Raw genomic sequence first — 23,108 nt, 5'->3', positions numbered from 1 at the left:
GATATGAAAGATCTCCAGGTACAAATAGACACGCATTCGGGATTCTGCTTTGGAGTAGTCTATGCAGTCGAGATGGCCGAAGAGATCCTCGACGAGCAGGGCTATCTCTATTGCCTGGGCGACATCGTGCACAACGACGAAGAAGTGGCCCGACTCAGCCGAAAGGGACTGAAGATCATCGACCATGGAGACCTGTATGGGCTTCGGGACGAAAAAGTCCTGATCCGTGCCCATGGCGAGCCGCCCGCTACCTATGAGCTCGCACTGCGCAACAATCTCACGCTGATCGATGCGAGCTGCCCTGTAGTGCTGAAGCTGCAAAACCGCATCAAAAACTCCTTTGACAAAGGCGAACCCATCTACATCTATGGCAAACACGGCCATGCGGAAGTCGTCGGTCTGCTCGGCCAGACCAACAACCAGGCGGTGGTGTTTCAGGATATTTCGGAGTTGGAGCTTTCCAAATTGCCCAAAAACTTGACGCTGTACAGCCAGACTACGAAGAGCACGGACAAATTTTATGAAATCAACCAGACGCTCAGCGAGGCGGGCATCACGGTGAGCACCAACGATACCATCTGCCGCCAAGTGTCCAACCGGGACAAGGAGCTGAGGGACTTCGCCAGAAAGTTTGACAAGGTCGTGTTCGTAGCGGGATCCAAATCCTCCAATGGCAAGGTGCTCTTCAAAGCCTGCACCGAGAGCAATCCCCATACGTTTTTCGTATCCAATCCTGAGCAGGTCGAGCAGGACTGGTTTGGCCAAAACGAGTCCGTGGGAATCTGCGGCGCCACCTCCACGCCCATGTGGCTGATGGAGCAGGTGCGCGAGCGGATTTTGACCTTTTGAGCCCCATGCAAAGTGCATCTACCCATAGTACCTCCGCCTCCGATCCCAAGGGTCTCCTGATCGGCTGGTCGATCATTTTGCTATGGGTTTTGTCACTTGCTTTTCTGCTCAGCTATCCGATTTCTTGGACTAATCCACTGGTGTATTTGGCGGTGCTGGTACAGATGCACTTGTACACCGGCCTCTTTATCACGGCACACGACGCAATGCACGGAGGCGTTTCGGCCAATAAGACACTCAACCATCTCACCGGCTGGGTGGCGGCAATCCTCTTCTCATTCAATTTCTACTGGAGGCTTTTTCCCCGGCATCATGCCCATCATCGGCACGTCGCTACGGAGGAGGATCCGGACTATCACCTTTCGGGAAAGTTTTGGATTTGGTACCTGAGCTTCATCCGCCAGTATGTGACCTGGTTGCAGATTTTGCTGATGGCGGTGGCATTCAATATCCTGAAGCTGTTTTTTCCGGTGGAAAACCTCATTCTTTTTTGGATGCTGCCGGCGGTCCTGTCCACCTTTCAGCTCTTTTACTTTGGCACCTACCTACCGCATCAGGGAGAAATCGAAAACAAACATCATTCGCACACACAGCGCAAAAACCACATTTGGGCCTTCTTCAGCTGTTATTTTTTTGGATACCACTACGAGCACCACGACTCCCCGGGCACGCCTTGGTGGAGACTTTGGCGGCTAAAGGAAAAATAGGACCGACTTTTCCCTGTCTTGGATCAAAAAAGGCGAGCTTCCTAAACAATCCTCGACTAATATTGCTTTACTGGAAAACACCAACCCCGTGAACTTTAGAATTACCCTCCTGCTACTTTTCATCTTCCCCGTTCAGCTTTTTGCACAAGGCATCTTGAAAGGAAGAATTTTCAACCCCGTAAACAACGAGCCTGTCCCCTTTGCCAACGTGCTGATCCTGGACACGGAGCTGGGCGGCATCTCTGACGAGGACGGCAACTATGAAATCTCCGGCATCCCCCCGGGGCTGTACAACGTCCGCGCGAGCTTTGTCGGCTTCAAACCCGTCACCCAATATGAGGTGCAGGTCACGCTGGCCCGCTCGGTGCAGCTCGATTTTGCACTGCAAGAGGAGGCATCGGAGCTGGGAGAGGTCGTGGTGAGTTCGGAGTTTGTCCGCTCGGAGGAGACGCCGATCTCCGCACGCAAGCTCAATACCAACGAGATCGAGCGCTATCCCGGTGGCAACCGGGACATCTCCAAGGTCATCCAGTCCCTGCCAGGGGTGGCTTCCACGGCGAGCTTCCGAAACGACATCATCATCCGAGGCGGCGCACCCAACGAAAACAAGTTCTACGTGGACGAGATCGAGGTGCCCGTGATCAACCACTTTGCCACGCAGGGTTCCTCCGGGGGCCCGGTGGGTATCCTGAATGTAAACCTCATCAAGGATGTGGAGGTGGTGACTGGAGGATTTCCGGCGGACCGCATGGACGCGATGAGTTCGTTTTTTGAGTTTCAGCTGAAGGATGGGCGAAGGGATCGCATGGCTACCCAGCTCACGCTCGGCGCCTCCGAGCTGACCCTGTCCAACGAAGGGCCGCTGGGCGAAAAGACCACCTACCTGCTTTCGGCAAGAAGATCCTACCTCCAAGGGCTCTTCAAGCTGCTCCAGTTGCCGTTTTTGCCGACTTTCAACGACTTCCAGCTCAAGACTACGACCAAGCTCAACGACAAGACCGAGCTGACCTTCATCGGCGTGGGCGCGATCGACAAGTTTGTGCTCAACGAGGAGATTCCTGATGGGGAATCGGAGGAGGAGCTGGAGAACAGACTTTATCTCCTGGATGTGCTTCCTGTCCAAAACCAATGGAACTACGCCACGGGTGTCAAGCTGAAGCGCTTCCGGGAAAACGGCTTTTGGACGTTTGTCCTCAGCCGAAACATGCTGAACAACCAGTCCTACAAGTACTCCGGCAACGACGAAAGCGCTGCGGAAAACCTGCTGTTTGACTACGCTTCCCAGGAGTCGGAGAATAAATTCCGCGCCGAAAACAGCATCTTTGGAAACGGCTTTACGGTCAAGTATGGCGTCAATTACCAATATTCCCGCTATTTCATCAGCAACTACGACCGATCCACGCTGGCCTCCAGCGGCGAGGTGATCGACGTGGAGTCCACGGCCTTTTTCAACCAATATGGAGCCTTTATCTCCGGCAGCAAAAACCTGCTAGACGACCGGCTTTTGGTGAGTGGGGGCATTCGCATGGACGGGGCAGACTTTGGCGAGACGGCCTCCAATCCCCTGAACCAGCTCAGTCCCCGCATTACGTTTTCCTACCAGCTCAAGCCCAATCTATTTGCCACTGCCAATGCGGGGATCTACTACCAGAAGCCTCCCTACACCGTACTGGGCTATCGAAATACTGCCGGAGAGCTGGAAAACCAGGACAACGACGTGCGCTTCATCCGCAACTCCCAGCTCATCGCGGGCCTGGAGTGGATGCTGCCCGACAAAAACCGGAGATTTACCCTCGAGGCCTTTTACAAAAAGTACCAAAACTACCCTTCCTCGGTTCGCAATGGGATTTCCCTGGCCAATCTCGGCGCAGACTTTGGCACCATAGGCAACGAGCCGGTGCTGTCAAATTCAGATGGTCGGGCGTATGGACTGGAGTTTTTGGCGCAGCAGCGCCTGTTCAACGACTTTTACGGCATCGCTTCACTCACGCTGGTCAGAAGTGAATTTACCAATCCCAACACCGAGGGATACGCCCCTTCCTCCTGGGACAACCGCTTCATCGTGAGCCTGACGGCAGGCAAGCGCTTCGGCAAAAACTGGGAAGCCGGTGCTCGCTGGAGGTTCCTTGGCGGGACGCCATACACGCCCTACGACCTGGAGGAGTCTAGCCTGATCTCCAATTGGGATCTCAGAAACGCCGGCATTCTGGACTACTCCCAGATCAATGCGGTTCGTCTGTCTCCCTTTCACCAGCTGGATATCCGGATTGACAAAAAGTACTACTTCCAACGCTGGAATCTGAACTGGTACGTGGACATCCAAAACCTGTACAACTTCCAGGCGGAGCAGCCGCCGGTCCTGGTGCCGATCCGGGACGATGCGGGAAACATCCTCATCGATCCCAGCGACCCCAGCCGCTACCTGCTGAAGCTGCTGGAAAATCCCGCAGGCAATGTGCTGCCGACGGTGGGGATCATCGTGGAATTTTAGGAGATAGGCTTGAGCTCGGTGAGCAGCTTGACGATGCGGTCTGCTTTGGTCTGCTCGCTGTCGGTGCTGTAGATGAACTCGATCCAGTGCTTTTGCTCGGACTCGGATAGCTGCTGGAAAAGTGGCAGCGTGCCGGGATCGTCCTCCAGGCAAGCGATGAGCTCCGCCGGGATGGAGTCGGGAATGTCTTTGCGAAAGAGCCTCAGCCGTACCACATCGCCCTCCTCTTTTTTGATTTGGCTGCGGATGGGCTTGGAGACGGGGAGAAAAAGTATGCCTTTCTTCATGGGCATGAGGTGTTTGCCGACAAACTCAACCTCATCGATGGAACCGTCAAGCTTGACCATGCCGAAAGCTTTTCCCCCGGAAAGGGAAGTGACCGGCACGCGGACAAAAGTCCACCCGCCCTTACCGGGAAACCTTTCCAAAAGAAAATCGCCTTCGAGTATCAGTTCCATCGCAAAAAAAAGGAGCGGGTCTCCCCGCTCCGGTCATCAGTGGTAAGTAATCAGGGAAATCTCCAGCGAATGTTGAGGCCAAAACCTCCCGCATCAAAGCTGGTGTCTTCGACAATGATAAAGTAAGGTCTCCAGTCCAAACCAACCGTGATGGGCACGTCCGCAAAGGGGTATTCTGCACCGATCTCCCCGGCGACTCCAAACTTGAAGTTGTCCGACAGGAAGAGTGAAGGGCCAAAGCCGGCGTACCACTTGAAATCCGAGGTGGAAATGTCGTCATAGATAGGGTTCCAGAGTGCGTCAATGCCGACTCCGTCATTGCCAAAGCTGACATCGGCGTGTACCCTGCTGAAATCGCCCAAGGCAAACACCCCGTCCACTGCGACGTTGTTGCCGTTGACGTTGCCAAATCGGATACCGAGTTCCTGGGCTTGGGATTCCAAAGAGGCGAAAAGTCCCAAGAAAAGGACAAGGGAGAGAACTTTTAAAAGTTTCATGGACAAATAAGTTTGTATTGTGATGTGTTGGTTTGCAAAAAAGCCTCCCCTAGTCCGCAGGGGAGAGATTTTTGTAAACCACCCCAGCCAAAATTGCGCCAATTATCGGGGCAATCCAGAAAAGCCAGAGCTGTTGCAGGTAAATTCCCCCGGCAAAAATCGCCTGGGAGGTGCTTCGTGCAGGGTTTACCGAAGTATTGGTCACTGGGATGCTGATCAAGTGGATCAAAACCAGACAAAGTCCTATGGCCAAGCCGCCGAATCCCACGGGGGCTTTGGGATGGGTAGCGCCCAAGATCACAAACAAGAATATGAAGGTCATGACCACCTCTGTGAGGAAAGCCGCGGTCATGGAGTAGCCTCCTGGCGATGCCTCCGCAAAACCGTTGGAAGCAAATCCCCCAAGTTCAAAGCCTGCCTTACCCGTCGCAATGACATATAGGATAGCAGCTCCGCAGATTCCTCCCAAAACCTGGGCGACGATGTAAGGAAGTAGCTCTTTGGTCTCAAATCTCCCTCCGATCCACAAACCCACCGACACCGCGGGATTCAGATGGCAACCCGATATGTGGCCAATCCCATAGGCCATGGTGACTACCGTCAGTCCAAAAGCCAGCGATACCCCGACAAAACCGATCCCAAGTTCTGGAAAACCCGCCGCCAAAACGGCGCTACCGCATCCACCCAGGACCAGCCATAATGTCCCGACAAACTCTGCTACAAATTTTTTCATGGTAAAAGTATTAAGGTTGTTTAAAAATTGATTCGTCAAAAATGAAATCGAAAACCGCTAATCCACCGATGATCAGTCTTGGATTTTGTCCACGAAAACCGGTGCAAGCTGGGTCCGGATCAGCGTGTCTGTCAATATCCTCGTCTCTTTGCTCTTCCAGTCCATCAGTACGATATGGTACTGATGGCTCACCGTGTCCTGGTACTGGTCAAAGGCCAACCACCGTCCGTCGGGGCTCCAGTCATGGTACACTTCATCTTTTCCACTCTGGGAGATCTGCCGGTTTCCGCTGCCGTCAGGATTCACCGCGAATATGAAGGTGTGGTCTCCACGGGAGCTGGCGTAAGAGATGAAGTTTTCCGTGGGATGCCATCTCAGTGCACCTGCCTTGTAGCCGTGGCTGAGCGCCGCGGGGTCGTCTGCCGGGAAATAGGTCAGGCGCTTTTCGCCGCTGCCATCCCGATTGACCAAGAAAACATCGGGAAAGATACCTTCGGTCTTGGCTGTCGGACTTTTGACAAAGGCTATCTGCGAGCCATCCGGAGAGAATACAGGATCCTGGTAGCGATAGGCCGTGTCGGCCAGCAAAGGCTTGAAGCTGCCGTCCTGTAGATCAATGAGAAAGAGCTGATGGCGGACGTTGGGCTCGGGGCGCGCCGAGACGATCATCTCCTGGGTATTGGGGTCTAGGTCCATCCAGCTGTCCTCCAGCCGGAGCCCGCTGAGCTTTCTTACGCCGGAGCCGTCTCCGTCCATTTCATAGAGGAAAAAATTGCGGTAGGCAGTGTCCCGGTCGCTGATGAAGTAGATCTTGTCCTTATGGGCGAGGTAGGTCCAGGCGACATCGGGATGCTTGGTCAGGTTGGTGGAGGAGCTGCTGGAGTCTTGGCCCATGATCCTGATTTCCCAATTGTCCTCCGCAAGGGAATCCGGCTCAAAGGTGTTGTAAGCGATCAGACAGCTTTTTTCCGGGATGGACTCGGACTTTGGAGTACAGGCAAAAACCCAAAAAAATGCTGCCAAAGGATAGGGAAACGATCTCATTGGAATCGGTTTTCGGAATTTAGGCATTTTCACCGATCAATCTAGCTGGAAACCAGTATTTTCAGGTTGGTTGCCCAAAAAATGCAGCTGATACCTAGCCTATCTCTAGAGAAGCCTATTTTTTGAAAATAAAATAGACCGCGAGTACCAAGAATACCGCCCCCAGGGCATGGTTCCAGCGCAGGGTCTCATTTTTGAAAGCGATCAGCGTAAAAGCCATAAACACGATCAGCGTGATGACCTCCTGCAAGACTTTGAGCTGCACGAGCGTGAAGGGGCCTCCATTGCCGGCAAAACCGATCTTGTTGGCGGGAACCTGAAAGCAGTACTCGAAGAGCGCAATTCCCCAGCTGATCAGGATGACCGAGACCAGTCCCAGTTTGCCAAACCATTTCCACTCGGCAAACTTCAGGTGGCCGTACCAGGCCAAAGTCATAAAGGTGTTGGAGAGGACGAGTAGTCCAACGGTGAGGAGCGCTTTCATGGTGGCCTGGATTTTCAGCGAAAGTGCGAAAAAAATAGGGCGGTACGTCTCGGCTGCGCTGGAAAAACTAACCCAAGCCGGTGTCTTTTCGGATCTTTTTGATCAGTCCACCCTTGCCTCCCCAGCCCCTCAGGTAGCGCAGCGACGAAGGGTGGATGCCCAGGCGCTTCAGCACCCAGTCGAGCGGAAGCCCCATCACTCTCCTGACGAGCGTTTTGGGCTCGAAAAACAGCAGCGACTGGTTTCGCTTGTAGGCATAGATGGCGGCTTTTTCCAGCAGCTGGGCCTTCAGCTCGGCATCTTGCAGGTGGGTGGAAAAATACTCGTGCTCAAAGCTGTGCTTGGTCTTGTACGAGTTTTTGCGCTCTCCGCTGAGGATGATCAGCACACCGACGCGGGATGGAAAATGGAAGGTCAGCCCCAGCTGGGACGCACGAAAAAGCCACTCTTGGGAGGGAGTGACGTACAGGTCTTTTTCCATCTTCCATGGTCCGAGCCTGTCTGCGGAGCTTTTCTTCAAAAACCAGGTGGAGGCGACGCTGAATACATTGCTGGAGTAGTGGCCATCCGGATGTACGCTCCAGAGCTGGACGCCATAGTTTCCCCGCTCAAAATCCTCGCGCTTGGAGCTCAGCACGTTGATACCCGGGATCACCATGAAGTCTGCCCGGGAGGCTTCCAGCTCGGAGAGGCAGCGACCGAGGTGGTCGGGATAGTAGAAGTCGTCTTGGTTGAGAAAGGCGATGTACTTGCCCCGGGCTTTGCCAAGGCCGAAGTTGTTGGGCGTGGCCTGTTGGCCGCTGTTTTTCTCCAGGTTGTAAAACGAGATCCTGGCATCGCCAAACCCCAATACCGTCGCCTCGGTGTCGTCTGTACAGCAGTCCCCTACCACGATCAGCTCCCAATCCTGAAAGTCGGAGTCGATCACGGACCGGATGGCGTGCTTGAGCAGATGGCTGCTGTTGTAGGTGGCGGTGATGATGGAGACGGTAGGATTGGTCATACTTGGCTCAGGATATGCCCTCCAGCCTATCGGCGGTTTTCACGGCGAGATAGGGGATCAGGGTGTATTTGCCGGTATTGACCGTGTGATATCCGTCAAAGGACCGGATGCCCACCTCATGTCGGGTGTGGAGCTTGCTGTCTGCATCTTCCACGTCGGTATTGCCGAGGGCAAAGATCACCCCGCCGGCCGGGTCGACACTTTCCGCGGGGAAACTCAGGCTTCTCAGTGCCGGGACTCGGTGCCGCAGCTGCTCAAAGCTCGCCTGGAAAATCTCCTCCCGGTATTCGGGGGAATAGGTCCCGTCCCAATCTGGCGGAAGCCTCTCCTCCGACCAGCCGGTGCGACCTATGGGATACCAGGAGAAAAAGCCCCCCCTGTCGCGGAAGTTTACCGAGTCGCCAAAAGGCCCCTGCACCATGGTGCAGGAGGGAAAGTCCGATGCCTCAAAGGGGATCAGGATCTTGTTGCCAAACTTGTATCGGAAGGACCAGGAGCCGTGGAGGGGTTCGATACCCAGCGTCTGGTCTATGGCCAGCAGGCTGTTCCAGGTGCAGTTGACCACCTCGTCAAAAGAGTCGCGGTGCTCCAGCCCGTTTTGGTCAAAACGGACTTCCAATCTTCCCTCCCTGCGCACTACGGCCTTCACCCATGCTCCGGTGAGCAGCTGGATGGCGGCCTCCTGTCCGAGGGACTTTCTGAGCTGCTCGGCCACTGCCCTAGGCTCCACGGCGTACTCGGAAGTCAGAAACACATCCTCGAAATACTCGGGGTTGACGATGGTTTCGATCTTTGATTTGGGCAGTCGCTCGGTATAGACCTTGTCAAAAAGCCCCAGGTATTTTTTGTCAAAACGTCGACTGACCTCGCCGAAAACCTGTGCACACTGCGCATAGTGGGGTTCTAGCTGGTCTCCCGACGCCAGCGATCCTTTGTGGATGCAGTAGTGAAAGGGGGTGGAGATGACCTCCTCGGCTTCGATGGAAATCCAGCGCTTCAGATAGTCCATGAAGTGGACCGCGCCAATGATCATCTGCTGGGAGGTATGAAAGTCGCGATCCATGGCGTAGATGAATCCGAGATGGATCTTGCCTTCGTTGACAAAGCTCGCTTTGCGCACAGCCTCCGAGTGGGCTTCAAAAAGTGTCACTTGGTAGCCTCTCTGGGCTAGCTCCAGAGCCAGACAGGCCCCCAGTCCGCCTGCTCCCAGGACGGCAATTCGTTTGTTTTTTGGCATTGGTTTGCGGAAATAGGAGGGTTAAAAATAAGGGCTATCCCGAAACCCCCAAGCCCGTACATCATTCTCCTTGCCGGGCTTGGCGATTTTTTGGATAGCCGTGGGAAAGTCCAGCAGGGGGGCTCAGTCGAGCTTTTCCCCATTGACGACCACGTTGCTCACCGAGAAGCCGTCCACGACCTGGGGGTTGAAGGTTGGCTTTGCGGCCTGGATTTTCAGGTTTTCAAAGGCAAAATCCGACAGGCGGTCGTGCTCGGTGATCGCCACGTCAAAGAAAATCTCGCAGTCCAAGTCGATGTTTTTCATGGTGATGTGGCGCGACTCGGAGATGGGGACGTCTTTTCTGCCTTTCAGGTCAAAAAACTGCGTCCAGGGCTTCACATAGATAAAGCTGCGCGCCTGTCCGCTGATGTTTTCCACGGAGATGTGCTCGTAGAGCTGGGGCGTGTCGGGACGCATCTTCAGCCAAAGCAGCCGGACCGCATCCTGCACTTTGATGTTGCGCATGACCACGTTTTTGTTGTGGATGGCTTCGCTGCCGCAGGTGAGTGCGGCATGGCAAAAGCCAAACTCGCTGTCCTCGATCAGGATATTGGTGTTTTCCCCGTTGTTGGGGTCTTGGTCGGCCCAAGGGCCTTTGCCGCCCTTCAGTGCGATGGCATCGTCGTTGACTGCCAGGTAGCAGCCCTTGATCAGGACATTGTTTACCACGTCCAGGTCGATGGCATCCGTGCTCGGCGCCTTGACCGGGGCGTGGGGAGAGGTGATGGTGAGGTCGAGGATTTTGACGTTTTCGCATTGGTAGTAGTGGCTGCTCCAGAAGCCCGCGTTGATGAGCTTCACGTCTTGGAGCTGTACGTCCTTGCTATTCCAGACAAAGACCAAGCGGGGTCGTGACACTTCCAGATTGGTACAGTTCGGATCCTCCGCTCTTCGCTGCCAAAACGCCTCCCAAAACTTCAGCCCGTTGCCGTCTATCGTGCCAGTCCCGCTGATGGTAAACCCGTCCACGCCGTAGGCATTGACCAAGGCGGCGTAGTAGTCGAGGTTTTGGCCCTCCATGCGGGAAGGGAGCAGCGGGTAGTGGGCAATGTCGTCGGAGCCCTTGAGCACGGCTCCTTCCTCCAGGTGGAGGTGGGTTTTGGGTTTGAAAAAAAGCGCGCCGCTCAAAAAAGTGCCTTTTGGAACCACGATCACGCCGCCGCCGAAGTCCGCTGCGTGGTTGATGACTGCCTGGATCCGCTCCGTCTGGAGGACGCTGGAGTCATTCTTGACCCCATGCGCTGTCAGTCTATAGACCTTGCCGAGGTCTTGTAGTTTGACCTTGCTGTAGTCGCGAAACCAGTCCGACATGGGGCTGCCATCCGGCCAGGTATCGTTTTGCGCTTGGGCAAGATTGCCGAGGGCAAAGGCTAGCAAAAAGACGGTGGCGAGGGGCAGAAGGTATTTTTTCATGGAATTGCGGTCTGGTCAATGGGCTTGAACCGCTAAATATAAGCAGATAGGCGACTTTGGCCCGTCAAGCACTGTCCTGTTTGGAAGCGCATGGCCGAAGACCGGACTGATGAGCCAAGGAAAAGCTTGGGGCTCTGCCTTTGGCTGGACTAGAGGGAGGAGGCTGCTTGCTTCTTCTTGAAGATTTTTCGCAACCGTTTCCAGTTGGTGAATAGAGCGGCGAAAAGACTTTCCAAAAGTATGGCTTCCATGGTTTGCTGGCAGGCTTGTGAAGAGGGAAGATACAAAAGCTAAAACTTTAATACCTAGCACATTCCTGACTTGATCAGGGGAAAGTGATCTCGCTTCGACTAAAGGCATCTCTATCCCATGCTGCAGAGGGCGAGCTTATTTTAGGCCAATTGGCCGAATATAATTTTGAGATTTTTAAAAAAATAGATGAATTGCTAGTATTTAATCGAAAAATCTGTAAAAGTGGTTTTGTTCCAAACAAAAAATAATATTATTGGGCAGGGCTTTGTGTAAAGTTGTCCTTGCGGCAGCCCAAAAGAGGCCTTCGCAAAGCCGCGTTTTTTGGCGCAAAAGCACATTTTAAATCGAGTCTTGTAGTTTAGTTGATATGGCAAGTGCATATGCAAAACAATCTGATAGGCAACTAATCTCCTCTATACAGCAGGGGGAGCTTAGGGCTTTTGATGAATTGTATGGAAGATATGCGAGGAAAGTGCTGGCCTATGCCAAGACTTTTTTTTGGGACAAGGCCGAGGCCGAGGAAGTCGTGCAGGAGGTCTTTGTGAAAGTGTGGGAAACCCGCGCCAAACTCGACCCCGAGCTGAATTTCAGCGCTTTTCTCTACACCTGCGTCAAAAACAAGATCTACAACAAGCTCAAAGCCCAGAAAAAGAGGGTTTTCGTCCCCGACACGGAGCTCGAGACGCTCGCCGACGAGGCTGCGGAAGAGGAGCAGGGCTATAGGGAAAGCCGCAGACAGGTGGCGTTTCAGCTCTTGGGCCTCCTGCCGCCGGTGCAGCAAAACATTTTTACGCTGAGCAAGCTGGAAGGCCGCTCCCATCAGGAGATCGCCGACATGCTCAACATCTCGATCCGCACGGTGGAGCATCACATCTATTTGGCCAAGAAGCAGCTGAAAACCCAGCTTTTGGAGCAGAGTCCCTACGCGCTCGTGGTGGGATTGTCGCTGCTGGCCTAAGTTTCTGATCTTTTTCTCCAAAAAAAAGTACCTCTCAAGTTGCTGGTACATTGGTGATTACATCGATTGCCCAAAAAAATCCGACTTTTTTTCACCAAACCATTAAGTACTTGGAGCTGTCGCGCTGTACTACCTGAAAAGGACAGCCAACAGTGGATAAGAAGACGCTCATCAAATTTTTGAACGAAGCTTGCACGCCGGAAGAGCACGCGCAGGTCAAGAAGTGGCTGGATCTCCCCGGATCCCGGGAGGAGCTGGATCAGATCCTCCTCGAAAGCTGGGAGGCCAGTCCCGACGATTCGGAAGACGAAGCGGTGGACCGGATGCTGGACAATATCCACCGGGAAATCAGACCGAGCCACAAAATCAGACCCTGGAAGCCCAGCGCGGGCCTGCTCAAGATCGCCGCCTCCTTCATCCTTCTCGGGCTGGTCTCCCTGGGCCTGTTTAGATACAGCCAGCAAGAGGAACCGGTCGTCGAGGAGACCCTGACGGTCTACACCAAAGAAACCCGCGTGGGGGAAAAGCTGCGGATCAGGCTCCCTGACCAGACTTACGTGGTGCTCAACGCCAACTCCAAAATCGAGTTTGACTCCGACTACGGCAAGGCCAAGCGCATGATCAAGGTGTCGGGAGAGGCCTTTTTCGACGTCGCTTCCAATGAGAAAGTCCCCTTCATCGTGGACTCAGGCGAGCTGCAGACCACTGCTTTGGGGACGGAGTTCAATGTTTTCTCCCGCGATGGCTTGGAAAAGATAGCCCTGACCGAAGGCAAGGTGAAAGTGGAAATCGAAGACCTTCCCGCCGCCGAGACCAAATTTTTGGAACCGGGACAGATGGCCACGCTCAAGGAAAATGCTGGGGAAATCAGCGCTGCGTCCTTTGATCCCCTCATCCTGACTGCCTGGAAGGAAGGCCGCATCCGATTCAAGAGAAGCAGCCTAAAGGACATCGTCGCCAATCTCCAAACCTGGTACGGGGTGGAGATCCAGGTACAAAAGTCCATCAACCTCAACCGCAAAGTCTCTGGGGAATTCAACAACGAAAGCCTGGAAAACATACTCGAAGGACTCTCATTCTCCATGGGTTTCCAGTTTGAGATCAACGAAAACCAAGTGTCCATCACCAATTAAAAACCCAAATGCCAAAAAACTACCCAGTCTCCATGCCCTGGCAGCTGGAGGCTTTTTCAAGTGATTCTACCAACCCTACAACGCTATGAAACAAAAACTACTGTACCTGGGCAAGGCCTTGTCTAAGAATGTCCTCATGGGGATCTTCATTCAGTGCCTCTGCCTGACCACGCTGATGGCCGGCGAAAGCACGGCCCAGATCAAGCCCATAGACAAGGCGACGATCCAAGTCGAGAAAAAGTCCTGGAGGGCAACGGAGCTTTTTGACTACATCGAGTCCAATACCGAGTACCTCTTTGTCTATCCGGAGGACGTGGTGGCAAACCTGCCCTCCGTCGAGCTCACTGGCCAGCACAAGACCGTGGAGGATGTCCTGAAGCTTTTTGCACAAGGGACGGGATTGAAATTCAAGCAGGTAAACAACAGCATCTACGTAGGCGGTAGCCAAAGACAGGACGTGGTGATCGAGACGGCTGTGGCCGACATCGCCGTGTCTGGAGTAGTCATGGACGACACCGACTTTCCCATGCCGGGGGTGACGGTGATCGAGAAGGGCACTACCAACGGTACGGTCACCGACGTGGATGGCAAGTACGCGCTGACGGTGAAAGAAGGAGCGGACTTGGTGTTCTCCTTTGTGGGGTACCTCGCCCAGACCGTTCCGGTACAAGGCAGATCCCTGATCGACGTGGTCTTGCTGGAAGACATCGGCCAGCTGGAGGAAGTAGTCGTGGTAGGCTACGGTACGCAGAAGAAGAGCAACCTCACCGGTGCGGTAACGGACCTCAAGGCCGACAAACTGGTGCAGACGCCCGTGACCAATGTCAAGGGACTATTGATCGGGCAGATCCCTGGCTTGATCTCCAACCAAAACCCAGGCTTGCCAGGTGAGGACAACGCGACTCTGAGCATCCGCGGCTTCGGTGCGCCACTCGTGATCGTGGACGGCATCGAGTCCTATCTGGACCGAATCGACCCCAATGACATCGAGACCGTGACGGTGCTGAAGGATGCCTCTGCGGCGATCTACGGCGCAAGAGCGGGTAACGGGGTGATTTTGGTGACTACCAAGCGGGGTAAAGAAGGCACCATGGCGGTCAATTACCATGGCTACGTCGCTACCCAGAAGAGACTGACTTTTGCCAACCAAGTGGATGCGGCAGGCTTTATCAAGCTGGGACGGGACGCGGTCTTCAACACCCAGTTTGACCCTCTGAATCCAGACGGGGATATCAGCTACGGGACGCTTTTCACCGAGGAAAATCTCCAAAAGTACCAATCCGGCGAGGAGCCAAGCTACGACTGGGTGGATGCCGTGCTGAAGGATACCGGATCTCCGCTGATGAACCACAACCTGAGCATTCGGGGCGGTACGGAAAAAATCCGATACTACTCCTCCGTGGGCTACAGCAGCCAGTCGGGTATTTTCAAAGGTGACTACAAATACAAAAAGCTCACCCTGACCAACAACCTGGACATCGACCTCGGCAAAAACCTCGCCCTGACCCTCAATGGCCAGTACATCAACGAAACCAAGGACTACTCCATCGTGGAGCCTTCCCAGATCTGGAACGATCTCCAGACTTCGCAGCCTATCTACAATCCAAACCTGCCCGATCCGGACAAGGCCCCCTACTCGGGCTTCAACGAGCGCTCCCCTGTGGCTAGGATCAACCAGCGCTTCTCCGGATACAGCAAGACCTACATGCACACGCTCACCGGATCGGCCGAGCTGAAGTACACCGTGCCCTTCGTCAAAGGCCTGGCCATTGGCGGCAAGGTTAACGTGCGGGCTAGAAACCTGCAAAATGCCTCTCTCTCCACCCCATACGATGTGTGGACCTACGATCCGGATGCGGTCACCGCGGATTTTGACGGATATACACTCCAGGGCTCCATCCTCGGAAATTCCTTCACCCGATCCTATTTCTACGGCGGGGCGGATGATCCCAACAGTCGGGTGCTGTCCAGAGCCTATGCTTCCTACGACAAGCAGATCGACAAGCATGAGTTTGGCTTTTTGGCCTTCGGCGAAATAGAAAACAATGTCTATCGCTCCCTGACCGTGAGAAGAAGAGACCTTCTTTCTACGGAGGTTCCGCAGATCGGCGGCACCGATGAGCTGACCCGCTCCTCCGGTACCGGCAGGGATATCCAATATACCCGCGTGAGTTTCGCCGGGCGATTCAACTATGCCTACGACACCAAGTACCTCCTGGAGGCTACGCTCCGAGCGGATGCCAGCTCCAAGTTTGGTTCAAACGCCTGGGGCTACTTCCCGTCCATCTCCGTGGGCTGGAACATCGCCCGGGAGGAGTTTCTCGCCAATTCCTCCGTCCTGGATCAGCTGAAGCTGAGACTTTCCTACAGCCAGACCGGTGTGGATAGCAACGTGGGCAATACCTCCTTCGAGTTCCTTTCCGGATACGAGGAGGCGGTAGGCTCCGTGTATTACTTGGACGGAGCTGCCAATCCCATCATCGCCACCACTGGCCTTGCCAACCCAAACATCACTTGGGAAGAGACCACGCTCTACAACGCCGGTATCGACCTCACCATGCTGAGCGGAAAGCTGTATGCGACCTTGGACGGATTCTACCGATACCGGGACGGACTGCTGAGAATCCCGCTGGAAGCCTTGCCAAGCACTTTTGGAGCTACTTTGCCCCAGGTCAACCTGGATTCCCGAAGCAACCGCGGATTTGAGCTTTCCATAGGAAACCAAGGAACCGTCGGCGACTTCAAGTATGACATCAGCGCCGGTGTGGCCTATGCCAGAGAGCGCTACGAAAGCTACCAGGAAGACATCAACGAAGAGGATCCTATCCAGGTCCAGTTTGACCAGCGCAGCGGAAGATGGGTAAACGTCACCTTTGGATACAAGGCTGATGGATTGTTTAACACCCAAGCCGAAGTGGACCAATACCTGGAGACCTACACCATCGAGGACATCAATACCCGACCTAAGCCGGGCGATATCCGCTACGTGGACCTGAACGGCGACGGCGTCATCAACCGAGCCGACCGCTACCAGATCGGCTACGGCAACAACCCGGACATCACCTATTCCCTGTCCCCACGGGTGTCCTACAAAAACTTCAGCCTGGCGATGCTGTGGCAGGGAGGTACCCGCTTCAACGTGAACATTACCGGTGCCTTCAGAGGCGCGTTTAACAACGAGCAGGTACCCCTCGAACTGCACGAGCAGTACACCTGGACCCAAGACCCGGCCAATCCCGGCATCGGCTCCAACCCGAACGCCCAGTTGCCAGCCTTCGAAAGAAGCGGCACCCGGCCTTGGAACAACATCCAGTCCGACTTTTGGATGTACAACGGCACCTACCTCCGTCTGAAGACCGCGACATTGACCTATGCGGTACCGGCAGCTTTTCTGACCAAGATAAAGATGAACAGTGCCAACGTGTACGTGTCTGGCGACAACCTGCTGTCCTTTAACAACATGGGGATCTTCAAGGACGCCGTCGATCCGGAAGAGGCCACCAGTGCCAATGCCTACAAGTTGCCGCTCCTGCGGACGATTTCCTTCGGTGTGCAGCTTGGATTCTAATGGGGAAAACTAAAAACAAGAACGTCATGAAATCAAAAATAATAGCAGCAATACTCGGCCTTTCCGTTTTGGCTTCCTGCGAAAGCCAGCTGACCAAAACACCCGATTTTATCTCCGAAGAGGTGGTCTTTGAGGACAAAAACCTCACGGAGGCCTACCTGTCCAATATCTACCAGGACATGCTTTTCATCCATACCACGGGGGAGGGCAACCTGGACATGGGAATGATCCCAGCAGCCGGAGCAGAGCACATCAACTTTGCCGACTGGCAGACGCCCAACACCACCTACCGCAGGGCCTACACCGCGGCTTCCGGCCCAGGCCCGCTGAACTACTGGGGGTACAATTCCATCCGGGACATCAATTTCCTGCTGGAAAACATCGGCTCCAGCCAGTCCCTGGACGAGGACTACATCCTCCAAAAGACCAACGAGGCGAGATTCCTGAGAGCCTATGCCTACTTCCAGATGGTGATCCGCTTTGGCGGCGTGCCGCTGATCACGCGGGTGCAAAACATCGACGACCCAGAAGAAGAGCTCTACCCGGCGCGAGCCACGGAGCAGGAGATTTACGAGTTTATCCAGTCTGAGCTGGAAGATATCCTCCTCACCATGCCGGACAAGAAAACCGGCGCCGCAGGACGTGTGGACAAGTACACCGCCCTGTCCCTGCTGTCCCGCGCTTCCCTCTATGCGGCTAGCATCGGCAAGTTTGGCCAGGTGCAGGCAGATGGCCTGGTGGGCATCGCTCCGGGAGAAGTCCAGGACTACTACCAGACCTCCTACAATGCCTCCAAGGAAATCATGGACTCCGGGCTTTTCTCCCTGTACAACAAGCATCAGGACAAGGTGACCAACTTCACCCAGCTTTTTCTCGACGAGGGCAATAGCGAGGTGATTTTCGCGGAGGTCTTTGAGCCGGTCATCAAGGGCCACTCCTTGGACAACCTCGGTACTCCGGCGGGCTTTTTGGCCACTTGGAACTCCAACTATCCCGTGCTTTACGACATGGTGGAGCTTTTTGACTTTGTGGATGGACGAAAGGGTACCGACATCTCCCGCAGCGACCTGGTGGCTTCCAAGTCTTGGGACATCGATGATTTCTTCGGAAAAAGAGATCCCCGTTTCCGCGCTTCCGTCTTCTACCCAGAGTCTGAGTGGCAGGGAGGGCAGGTATATTTCCATACCAGCACCACCTACACCAACAGCTCCGGCAAGCGGGTGACCGCTACCAGCGGGACTCTGAGCAGAAACGGTGAAAGCTGGCCTGCTGCCTGCCCGGCCAGAAATGCCCGAAACACCGCCCTGCTCCTGCGCAAGAAACTGGACGAGTCCAACACCGAGCCGATCTCGGGACGCTCCGGCCAAGACTTCTACGTCTTCAGATATGCCGAGACCCTGCTCAACTTTGCCGAGGCGGCCTTCTACCTGGGCAAAACCGGTGAGGCGCTGGATGCGCTGAACCAGCTCCGGGATCGCGCCGGTATGCCCTTGCTGACCGAAGCCACCCAGGACAACATCCGGCAGGAGCGCCAGGTGGAGTTGGCCTTCGAAAGCCAGCGCTTCTGGGACCTCATCCGCTGGAGAATCGCTCCGCAATACCTGGACAAGGTGCGTACCAAGGGGCTCGTGTTCAACTATGACCTGGACGCTGACCGCTACGTGATCACGCTGAAAAACGCCGAGAGCCAGGAGCGGACCTTCGGACCGGAGCGCTTCTACCTGCCTATCTCTCTGGACCTGATCGCCGATAACCCCAACTTGGCCCAGAACCCAGGCTATTAAAAAAACATGATTATCCGGAATCTTACCAGTAAGCGATTTTGATTCTTCAATCGGGCTGGAAGACCGATGACCGAAGACCGAAGTAGGGCAAAGCCCCAATTTTAGCGTTCTTTCGGATTGTCACGGCTACCTTCTGGCATAAAACCGGATAATCATATAAAAAATGTTTTCATAAGGTGTGTTGAGGGGCCGGAGTGATCTGGCCCTTTGACTTAACTGCTAGTTTTTAGATATGCTTCACTTTTCAAAAATCGCCCTCGGCGGCATCGCCTGCCTGGCCCTTTCCCTGCTGGCTTCCTGCCAGTCGGGATCCTCGCAGCAGATCCCCGCCACCAAGCCCAATATCGTCCTCATCTACACCGACGACGTGGGCTACGGGGACATCTCCGCCTATGGAGGCAAGATTCCCACACCCAACATCGACCGCATTGCCGAGAATGGCCTGCGCTTTACCAATGCCTATGCCACTGCGGCTACCTGCACCCCTTCACGCTATTCCCTGCTCACGGGGGAATACGCCTGGCGGGCCAAGGGCCGGGGCGTAGCGCCGGGTGACGCTTCGGCACTGATCCGTCCGGGAGTGGAGACGCTGCCGCTGGTCTTGCAGCGCAGCGGCTACCGCACGGCGGTGGTGGGCAAGTGGCACCTCGGCCTCGGGGGAGACGAGGGGCCCGATTGGAACGGGGTGCTGAAGCCGGGACCACTGGAGATCGGCTTTGACTATTCCTTCATCATTCCCGCCACCGGGGATCGCGTGCCGACGGTTTTTGTGGAAAACCACCGCGTCGTCGGCCTCGACCCCAGCGACCCCATCGAGGTGAGCTACCGCAAAAAGGTGGGCGACCGGCCTACGGGCAAGGACAATCCCGAGCAGCTCCAGATGATGTGGTCCCATGGCCACGACCAGACCATCGTCAACGGCGTGAGCCGGATTGGCTACATGGCCGGAGGCGAAGCGGCGCTGTGGAGGGACGAGGACTTTGCCCAGACCTTTGTGAACAAGGCCACCGAGTTCGTCACGGCGGAGTCGGAGCAGCCCTTTTTCCTCTATTTTTCCACCCATGACATCCATGTGCCCCGCATCGCGCACGAGCAGTTTCAGGGAGCGACCGAGTTTGGGCCGAGGGGGGATGTGATCGTGCAGCTGGACTGGACGGTGGGCGAGCTGATGAAGCTGCTCAAGGAGAAAGGACTGGAGGAAAACACCATCGTGATCTTCACCAGCGACAACGGCCCGGTCTGGGACGACGGCTACGTGGACCAGGCCAAGGAACTGATCGGCACGCACGATGCGGCGGGAGGCCTGCGTGGAGGCAAATACAGCGGATTTGAGGCGGGGACGCGCGTGCCCTTCATCGTCCACTGGCCGGGCTCTATCCGGGAAGGCGCCAATCAGGCGGCACTCTTCAGCCAAGTGGACTTGCTGGGTTCCTTCGCCGCGGCCAACCAGGTGTCCTATGACAGCACCCAGGCCATAGACAGCCAAAACCAATGGGCGGCCTTGATCGGCAAGTCGGAGCAGGGCCGACATAGCCTCGTGCAGGAGGCCCTCTTCAGCAACCTCGCCTATGTGCGTGCGGATGGCTACAAGCTGATCCCGGGCAACGAAGGCCCACAGATCGTGCCTTGGGGCACGGAGATAGAGACGGGGTTTGATAAAAAAGACCAACTTTTCGACCTCAACACCGACCCCCGGGAAAAAAGCGATATCTCCGCCTCCAAACCGGAAATCCTCCAGGAAATGAAGGACGAGCTGATCGGGATTATGATCAAGAAATAAAGAATCAACTGCCTAAGACAGGATTAAAAATGCAAAATCCACCGTGTCGCAGCAGAAAGCGTTGACGGTGGATTTTGGATTTTATTTCAAATGGAAGGTAACGGACAGCTATGATGAGTTGGGATTAGAATGCACTAATCTCCCGTTTCGCACATAGCCACGTCTTCATTTAATCTAATACGCTTGGAGGAATTTCCAACCTCCACAAAACTACATTGTTCGATGAAATCCCATTAATTCATGGCATGTGTTAGCGAAAGTCATTTACTTTCTGCTTGAGTTGTTCGTCAGATAAAAAGTTCTTAACCCACATTGGCAAGAAAATTTCCTTGTCATTTTCCTCAAGTTTATCGCCGATGACAGATTCTATGTTGACTAGAAAAGCTTGATTGGCAAAGCTAACGGCTTGCCTAAATTGATTGTTCCTCACACTAAGTTTGCTAACAGCTTCTTCGGGAATAAACGGGATTAATTTGTTAAATGCGTCTTGCCCGAAATCAAATGATGCAACATAAGATTCTCCATTGTCTTTTACCGAACCTGCTAATGTGAATAGGTTGTGGTCTAGTTGGCCAATTTGTGTTATCGGCACATTTGGAAAAAATAAGCTTTCGAATTGGTCAAACCCTAGTCTTTTTAAGTGTAATCCAAAATCTTTCTTGAATATCAATTGGCTTTGGTCAAATACTGTTGAAGGAGAAAGTAGCCTTCTTAAATCACCCATGTAAAGTGGCAAAGCTTCAATTTCAAATTGTATAACTGGCTCTATTTGTTCAATGTTGTAAAGGACAAATTCTTTACCGTTACAAAGAGCGAAGAACTTTACCCTTACTTCTGGGTGAATTGCATATGAATAAGCTTGTTCTACGTGCTTCGATTTGGTAATTGTCTCGCCGGGAGATTTTGCGTCAAGTATCCAAGCGGGTTTGGCCTCGATCTCAAACAGATAATCTGGAACTATATAAATTTCCTTTCGCTTAGAGCCAATTGAAACATACGGATGTAGTAAGTTTCGACTTCTAATTATTTGATGAGGTTTCTGAGCTGAATATCCTAGTTCTTTAATTATTGGCAGAATGATTTCTTCACGTACTGAGTCTTCTTTGAATTCAGGGTTGTCAAGAAGTTCGAAATCAAAGCCTTCAAGAGGATTTTGTAGATTATACGATTTCATATTGTTCTCTCGTCTAAGGAGTTTCCACGCTAACACGAGATAATAAAAATTAGGCAATTTAAAACACCCTCCTAAAAAATCAGCTGGTACATCTCCTCCAGCTTGGTGACTTGGATGATTTCGATCTTGAATTTCTTGAGGTCTATGCCCTTCACGGCGTATTTGGAGACGACGATCTTTTTGAAGCCCAGCTTCTCGGCCTCGGCGATGCGGTTTTCGATGCGGGACACGGCGCGAATCTCTCCGCCCAAGCCCACCTCTCCGGCAAAGGAAATCTGCTCGGACACCGGCGTGTCCTCGTAGCTGGAGATCAGGCTGGCGCATACCGCCAAGTCCAATCCCGGATCGTCCACGCGCAGGCCTCCTGCTACGTTCAGGAATACATCTTGCTGTCCGAGCCGCATGCCGCCACGCTTTTCCAGTACAGCCAAAAGCATATTGAGTCGCTTGGCGTCGTGCCCGGTGCTGCTGCGCTGGGGCGTACCATAGGTCGCCGGGCTGACGAGCGATTGGATCTCGATGAGCAAGGGGCGGTTGCCCTCCATCATCGCACCGATGGCGACACCGTTGAGCACTTCTTCGCGTTGGGTCAGCAGGATCTCCGAAGGATTGGACACCGCGCGTAGGCCCTCGGCGCGCATCTCGTAGATGCCCAGCTCGTGGGTAGAGCCAAAGCGGTTTTTGGAAGTCCGGAGGATGCGGTAGGTCAGGTGCCGGTCGCCCTCAAACTGCAAGACCGTATCCACCATGTGCTCCAGGACTTTGGGACCGGCGATGGAGCCGTCCTTGGTGATATGTCCGATGAGAAACACCGGCGTGCCGGTCTCCTTGGCAAACTTCATCAGCTCGGCGGTACACTCCCGCACCTGGGAAACCGAGCCTGCTGCCGACTCCACATGCTGGCTGCTGAGCGTCTGGATGGAGTCGATGATCAGGAAGTCCGGTTTGAGGATTTCGATCTGCTGAAAAATCTGCTGCGTGTTCGTCTCGGAGAGTACGTAGCAGTCTGGGTTTTTGGCTTCCATGCGGTCTGCCCGCATCTTGATCTGGGCTTCGCTCTCTTCGCCGGAAACGTAGAGGATGGTTTTTCCTTTCAATATCAAAGCAATCTGCAGCATCAGCGTGGACTTGCCGATGCCCGGTTCGCCCCCGATCAGCACTAGGGAACCCGGCACGATCCCGCCTCCCAGCACACGATCCAGCTCCGGGTCGCCGGTGATCCAGCGCGCTTGTTCCTCGTACTTGACCTCCCCGATTTTCTGCGGTGTGCTGGCCTTTTTCAGTCCCGAACCGCTGGGTTTCCAGCTGCCTTTTCCGCTTTCCTCCTTTTGGATGATCTCTTCCACGTAGGTGTTCCACTCCCCGCAGGCGGGGCATCGACCGATCCACTTGGGGCTTTGCGCGCCGCAGTTTTGGCAGAAAAAGGAGGTTTTGGTTTTAGCCATTTGGATTTGGGATTTATGAGGTACGATTTACGGGGCGAAGACTAGTCTAAAGGCAA

18 protein-coding genes are annotated in these 23,108 nt (G+C 54.3%); 8 read left to right on the top strand and 10 right to left on the bottom strand.

What is annotated here, in order from left to right; all coding sequences use genetic code 11:
- Positions 1-3 precede the first annotated feature (3 nt).
- The 3 genes from J0A68_RS02135 to J0A68_RS02125 all read left to right on the top strand — a co-directional run bounded on the left by J0A68_RS02135 (position 4) and on the right by J0A68_RS02125 (position 4,047).
- Positions 4-849 carry a 4-hydroxy-3-methylbut-2-enyl diphosphate reductase gene (locus J0A68_RS02135; protein ID WP_206576537.1) on the top strand — a complete coding sequence of 282 codons (846 nt, stop codon included), beginning with the start codon at positions 4-6 and terminating at the stop codon, positions 847-849.
- 5 nt (positions 850-854) lie between these two features.
- Positions 855-1,556, top strand: coding sequence for a fatty acid desaturase (locus tag J0A68_RS02130; protein WP_206576536.1), 702 nt, complete (start codon positions 855-857; stop codon positions 1,554-1,556).
- 88 nt (positions 1,557-1,644) lie between these two features.
- Complete coding sequence (locus J0A68_RS02125) at positions 1,645-4,047, top strand: TonB-dependent receptor (RefSeq protein ID WP_206576535.1); 2,403 nt, start codon at positions 1,645-1,647, stop codon at positions 4,045-4,047.
- On the opposite strand, the gene J0A68_RS02120 is transcribed toward J0A68_RS02125, so the two are convergent.
- The 8 genes from J0A68_RS02120 to J0A68_RS02085 all read right to left on the bottom strand — a co-directional run bounded on the left by J0A68_RS02120 (position 4,044) and on the right by J0A68_RS02085 (position 10,958).
- Positions 4,044-4,505 carry a DUF1905 domain-containing protein gene (locus J0A68_RS02120; protein WP_206576534.1) on the bottom strand — a complete coding sequence of 154 codons (462 nt, stop codon included), beginning with the start codon at positions 4,503-4,505 and terminating at the stop codon, positions 4,044-4,046. The genes J0A68_RS02125 and J0A68_RS02120 overlap by 4 nt on opposite strands.
- Before the next feature lie 50 nt (positions 4,506-4,555).
- On the bottom strand, positions 4,556-5,002 hold the full coding sequence (locus tag J0A68_RS02115) for an outer membrane insertion C- signal (protein ID WP_206576533.1): 447 nt from the start codon (positions 5,000-5,002) through the stop codon (positions 4,556-4,558).
- 49 nt (positions 5,003-5,051) lie between these two features.
- The gene (gene aqpZ / locus J0A68_RS02110) at positions 5,052-5,735 is read right to left on the bottom strand and encodes an aquaporin Z (RefSeq protein WP_206576532.1); all 684 of its coding nucleotides are present in this window, start codon (positions 5,733-5,735) and stop codon (positions 5,052-5,054) included.
- Between the two features lie 72 nt (positions 5,736-5,807).
- Positions 5,808-6,779, bottom strand: coding sequence for a TolB family protein (locus J0A68_RS02105; protein ID WP_206576531.1), 972 nt, complete (start codon positions 6,777-6,779; stop codon positions 5,808-5,810).
- A 115-nt stretch (positions 6,780-6,894) separates the two neighbouring features.
- Positions 6,895-7,263, bottom strand: coding sequence for a DMT family protein (locus tag J0A68_RS02100; RefSeq protein WP_206576530.1), 369 nt, complete (start codon positions 7,261-7,263; stop codon positions 6,895-6,897).
- 67 nt (positions 7,264-7,330) lie between these two features.
- Positions 7,331-8,266: a glycosyltransferase family 2 protein gene (locus J0A68_RS02095; RefSeq protein ID WP_206576529.1), complete on the bottom strand. Its 936-nt coding sequence runs from the start codon at positions 8,264-8,266 to the stop codon at positions 7,331-7,333.
- A 7-nt stretch (positions 8,267-8,273) separates the two neighbouring features.
- Positions 8,274-9,503 (bottom strand): FAD-dependent oxidoreductase, encoded by a 1,230-nt coding sequence (locus J0A68_RS02090; RefSeq protein WP_206576528.1) that lies wholly within the window; start codon positions 9,501-9,503, stop codon positions 8,274-8,276.
- A gap of 123 nt (positions 9,504-9,626) precedes the next feature.
- Entirely contained in the window at positions 9,627-10,958 is a 1,332-nt protein-coding gene (locus tag J0A68_RS02085; protein ID WP_206576527.1) for a rhamnogalacturonidase, read from the bottom strand.
- 619 nt (positions 10,959-11,577) lie between these two features.
- Here J0A68_RS02085 and J0A68_RS02080 point away from each other — a divergent pair.
- From J0A68_RS02080 to J0A68_RS02060, 5 genes are all read left to right on the top strand, one after another.
- Positions 11,578-12,168: an RNA polymerase sigma factor gene (locus J0A68_RS02080; RefSeq protein ID WP_206576526.1), complete on the top strand. Its 591-nt coding sequence runs from the start codon at positions 11,578-11,580 to the stop codon at positions 12,166-12,168.
- 179 nt (positions 12,169-12,347) lie between these two features.
- Positions 12,348-13,301, top strand: coding sequence for a FecR family protein (locus tag J0A68_RS02075; protein ID WP_206576525.1), 954 nt, complete (start codon positions 12,348-12,350; stop codon positions 13,299-13,301).
- An 85-nt stretch (positions 13,302-13,386) separates the two neighbouring features.
- On the top strand, positions 13,387-16,869 hold the full coding sequence (locus J0A68_RS02070; protein WP_206576524.1) for a TonB-dependent receptor: 3,483 nt from the start codon (positions 13,387-13,389) through the stop codon (positions 16,867-16,869).
- Between the two features lie 26 nt (positions 16,870-16,895).
- Complete coding sequence (locus J0A68_RS02065) at positions 16,896-18,653, top strand: RagB/SusD family nutrient uptake outer membrane protein (protein ID WP_206576523.1); 1,758 nt, start codon at positions 16,896-16,898, stop codon at positions 18,651-18,653.
- Between the two features lie 232 nt (positions 18,654-18,885).
- The gene (locus tag J0A68_RS02060; RefSeq protein ID WP_206576522.1) at positions 18,886-20,433 is read left to right on the top strand and encodes a sulfatase family protein; all 1,548 of its coding nucleotides are present in this window, start codon (positions 18,886-18,888) and stop codon (positions 20,431-20,433) included.
- Between the two features lie 250 nt (positions 20,434-20,683).
- Here J0A68_RS02060 and J0A68_RS02055 read toward each other — a convergent pair whose 3' ends face one another.
- Positions 20,684-21,607, bottom strand: a complete 924-nt coding sequence (locus tag J0A68_RS02055) for a type I restriction enzyme HsdR N-terminal domain-containing protein (protein ID WP_206576521.1) — start codon at positions 21,605-21,607, stop codon at positions 20,684-20,686.
- A 71-nt stretch (positions 21,608-21,678) separates the two neighbouring features.
- Complete coding sequence (gene radA / locus J0A68_RS02050) at positions 21,679-23,052, bottom strand: DNA repair protein RadA (protein ID WP_206576520.1); 1,374 nt, start codon at positions 23,050-23,052, stop codon at positions 21,679-21,681.
- Positions 23,053-23,108 lie beyond the last annotated feature (56 nt).

It is taken from the genome of Algoriphagus oliviformis (genome assembly GCF_017254915.1).
In the GTDB taxonomy this organism is placed as follows: Bacteria; Bacteroidota; Bacteroidia; order Cytophagales; family Cyclobacteriaceae; genus Algoriphagus; species Algoriphagus oliviformis.
This window is presented reverse-complemented; position numbering and strand designations above follow the sequence as displayed.

Coding starts and splice junctions, on each gene's coding strand:
- J0A68_RS02135 (WP_206576537.1), top strand. CDS start 4: ATGAAAGATCTCCAGGTACAAATAGACACGCATTCGGGATTCTGCTTT.
- J0A68_RS02130 (WP_206576536.1), top strand. CDS start 855: ATGCAAAGTGCATCTACCCATAGTACCTCCGCCTCCGATCCCAAGGGT.
- J0A68_RS02120 (WP_206576534.1), bottom strand. CDS start 4,505: ATGGAACTGATACTCGAAGGCGATTTTCTTTTGGAAAGGTTTCCCGGT.
- J0A68_RS02115 (WP_206576533.1), bottom strand. CDS start 5,002: ATGAAACTTTTAAAAGTTCTCTCCCTTGTCCTTTTCTTGGGACTTTTC.
- aqpZ (WP_206576532.1), bottom strand. CDS start 5,735: ATGAAAAAATTTGTAGCAGAGTTTGTCGGGACATTATGGCTGGTCCTG.
- J0A68_RS02105 (WP_206576531.1), bottom strand. CDS start 6,779: ATGAGATCGTTTCCCTATCCTTTGGCAGCATTTTTTTGGGTTTTTGCC.
- J0A68_RS02100 (WP_206576530.1), bottom strand. CDS start 7,263: ATGAAAGCGCTCCTCACCGTTGGACTACTCGTCCTCTCCAACACCTTT.
- J0A68_RS02095 (WP_206576529.1), bottom strand. CDS start 8,266: ATGACCAATCCTACCGTCTCCATCATCACCGCCACCTACAACAGCAGC.
- J0A68_RS02090 (WP_206576528.1), bottom strand. CDS start 9,503: ATGCCAAAAAACAAACGAATTGCCGTCCTGGGAGCAGGCGGACTGGGG.
- J0A68_RS02085 (WP_206576527.1), bottom strand. CDS start 10,958: ATGAAAAAATACCTTCTGCCCCTCGCCACCGTCTTTTTGCTAGCCTTT.
- J0A68_RS02080 (WP_206576526.1), top strand. CDS start 11,578: ATGGCAAGTGCATATGCAAAACAATCTGATAGGCAACTAATCTCCTCT.
- J0A68_RS02070 (WP_206576524.1), top strand. CDS start 13,387: ATGAAACAAAAACTACTGTACCTGGGCAAGGCCTTGTCTAAGAATGTC.
- J0A68_RS02065 (WP_206576523.1), top strand. CDS start 16,896: ATGAAATCAAAAATAATAGCAGCAATACTCGGCCTTTCCGTTTTGGCT.
- J0A68_RS02060 (WP_206576522.1), top strand. CDS start 18,886: ATGCTTCACTTTTCAAAAATCGCCCTCGGCGGCATCGCCTGCCTGGCC.
- J0A68_RS02055 (WP_206576521.1), bottom strand. CDS start 21,607: ATGAAATCGTATAATCTACAAAATCCTCTTGAAGGCTTTGATTTCGAA.
- radA (WP_206576520.1), bottom strand. CDS start 23,052: ATGGCTAAAACCAAAACCTCCTTTTTCTGCCAAAACTGCGGCGCGCAA.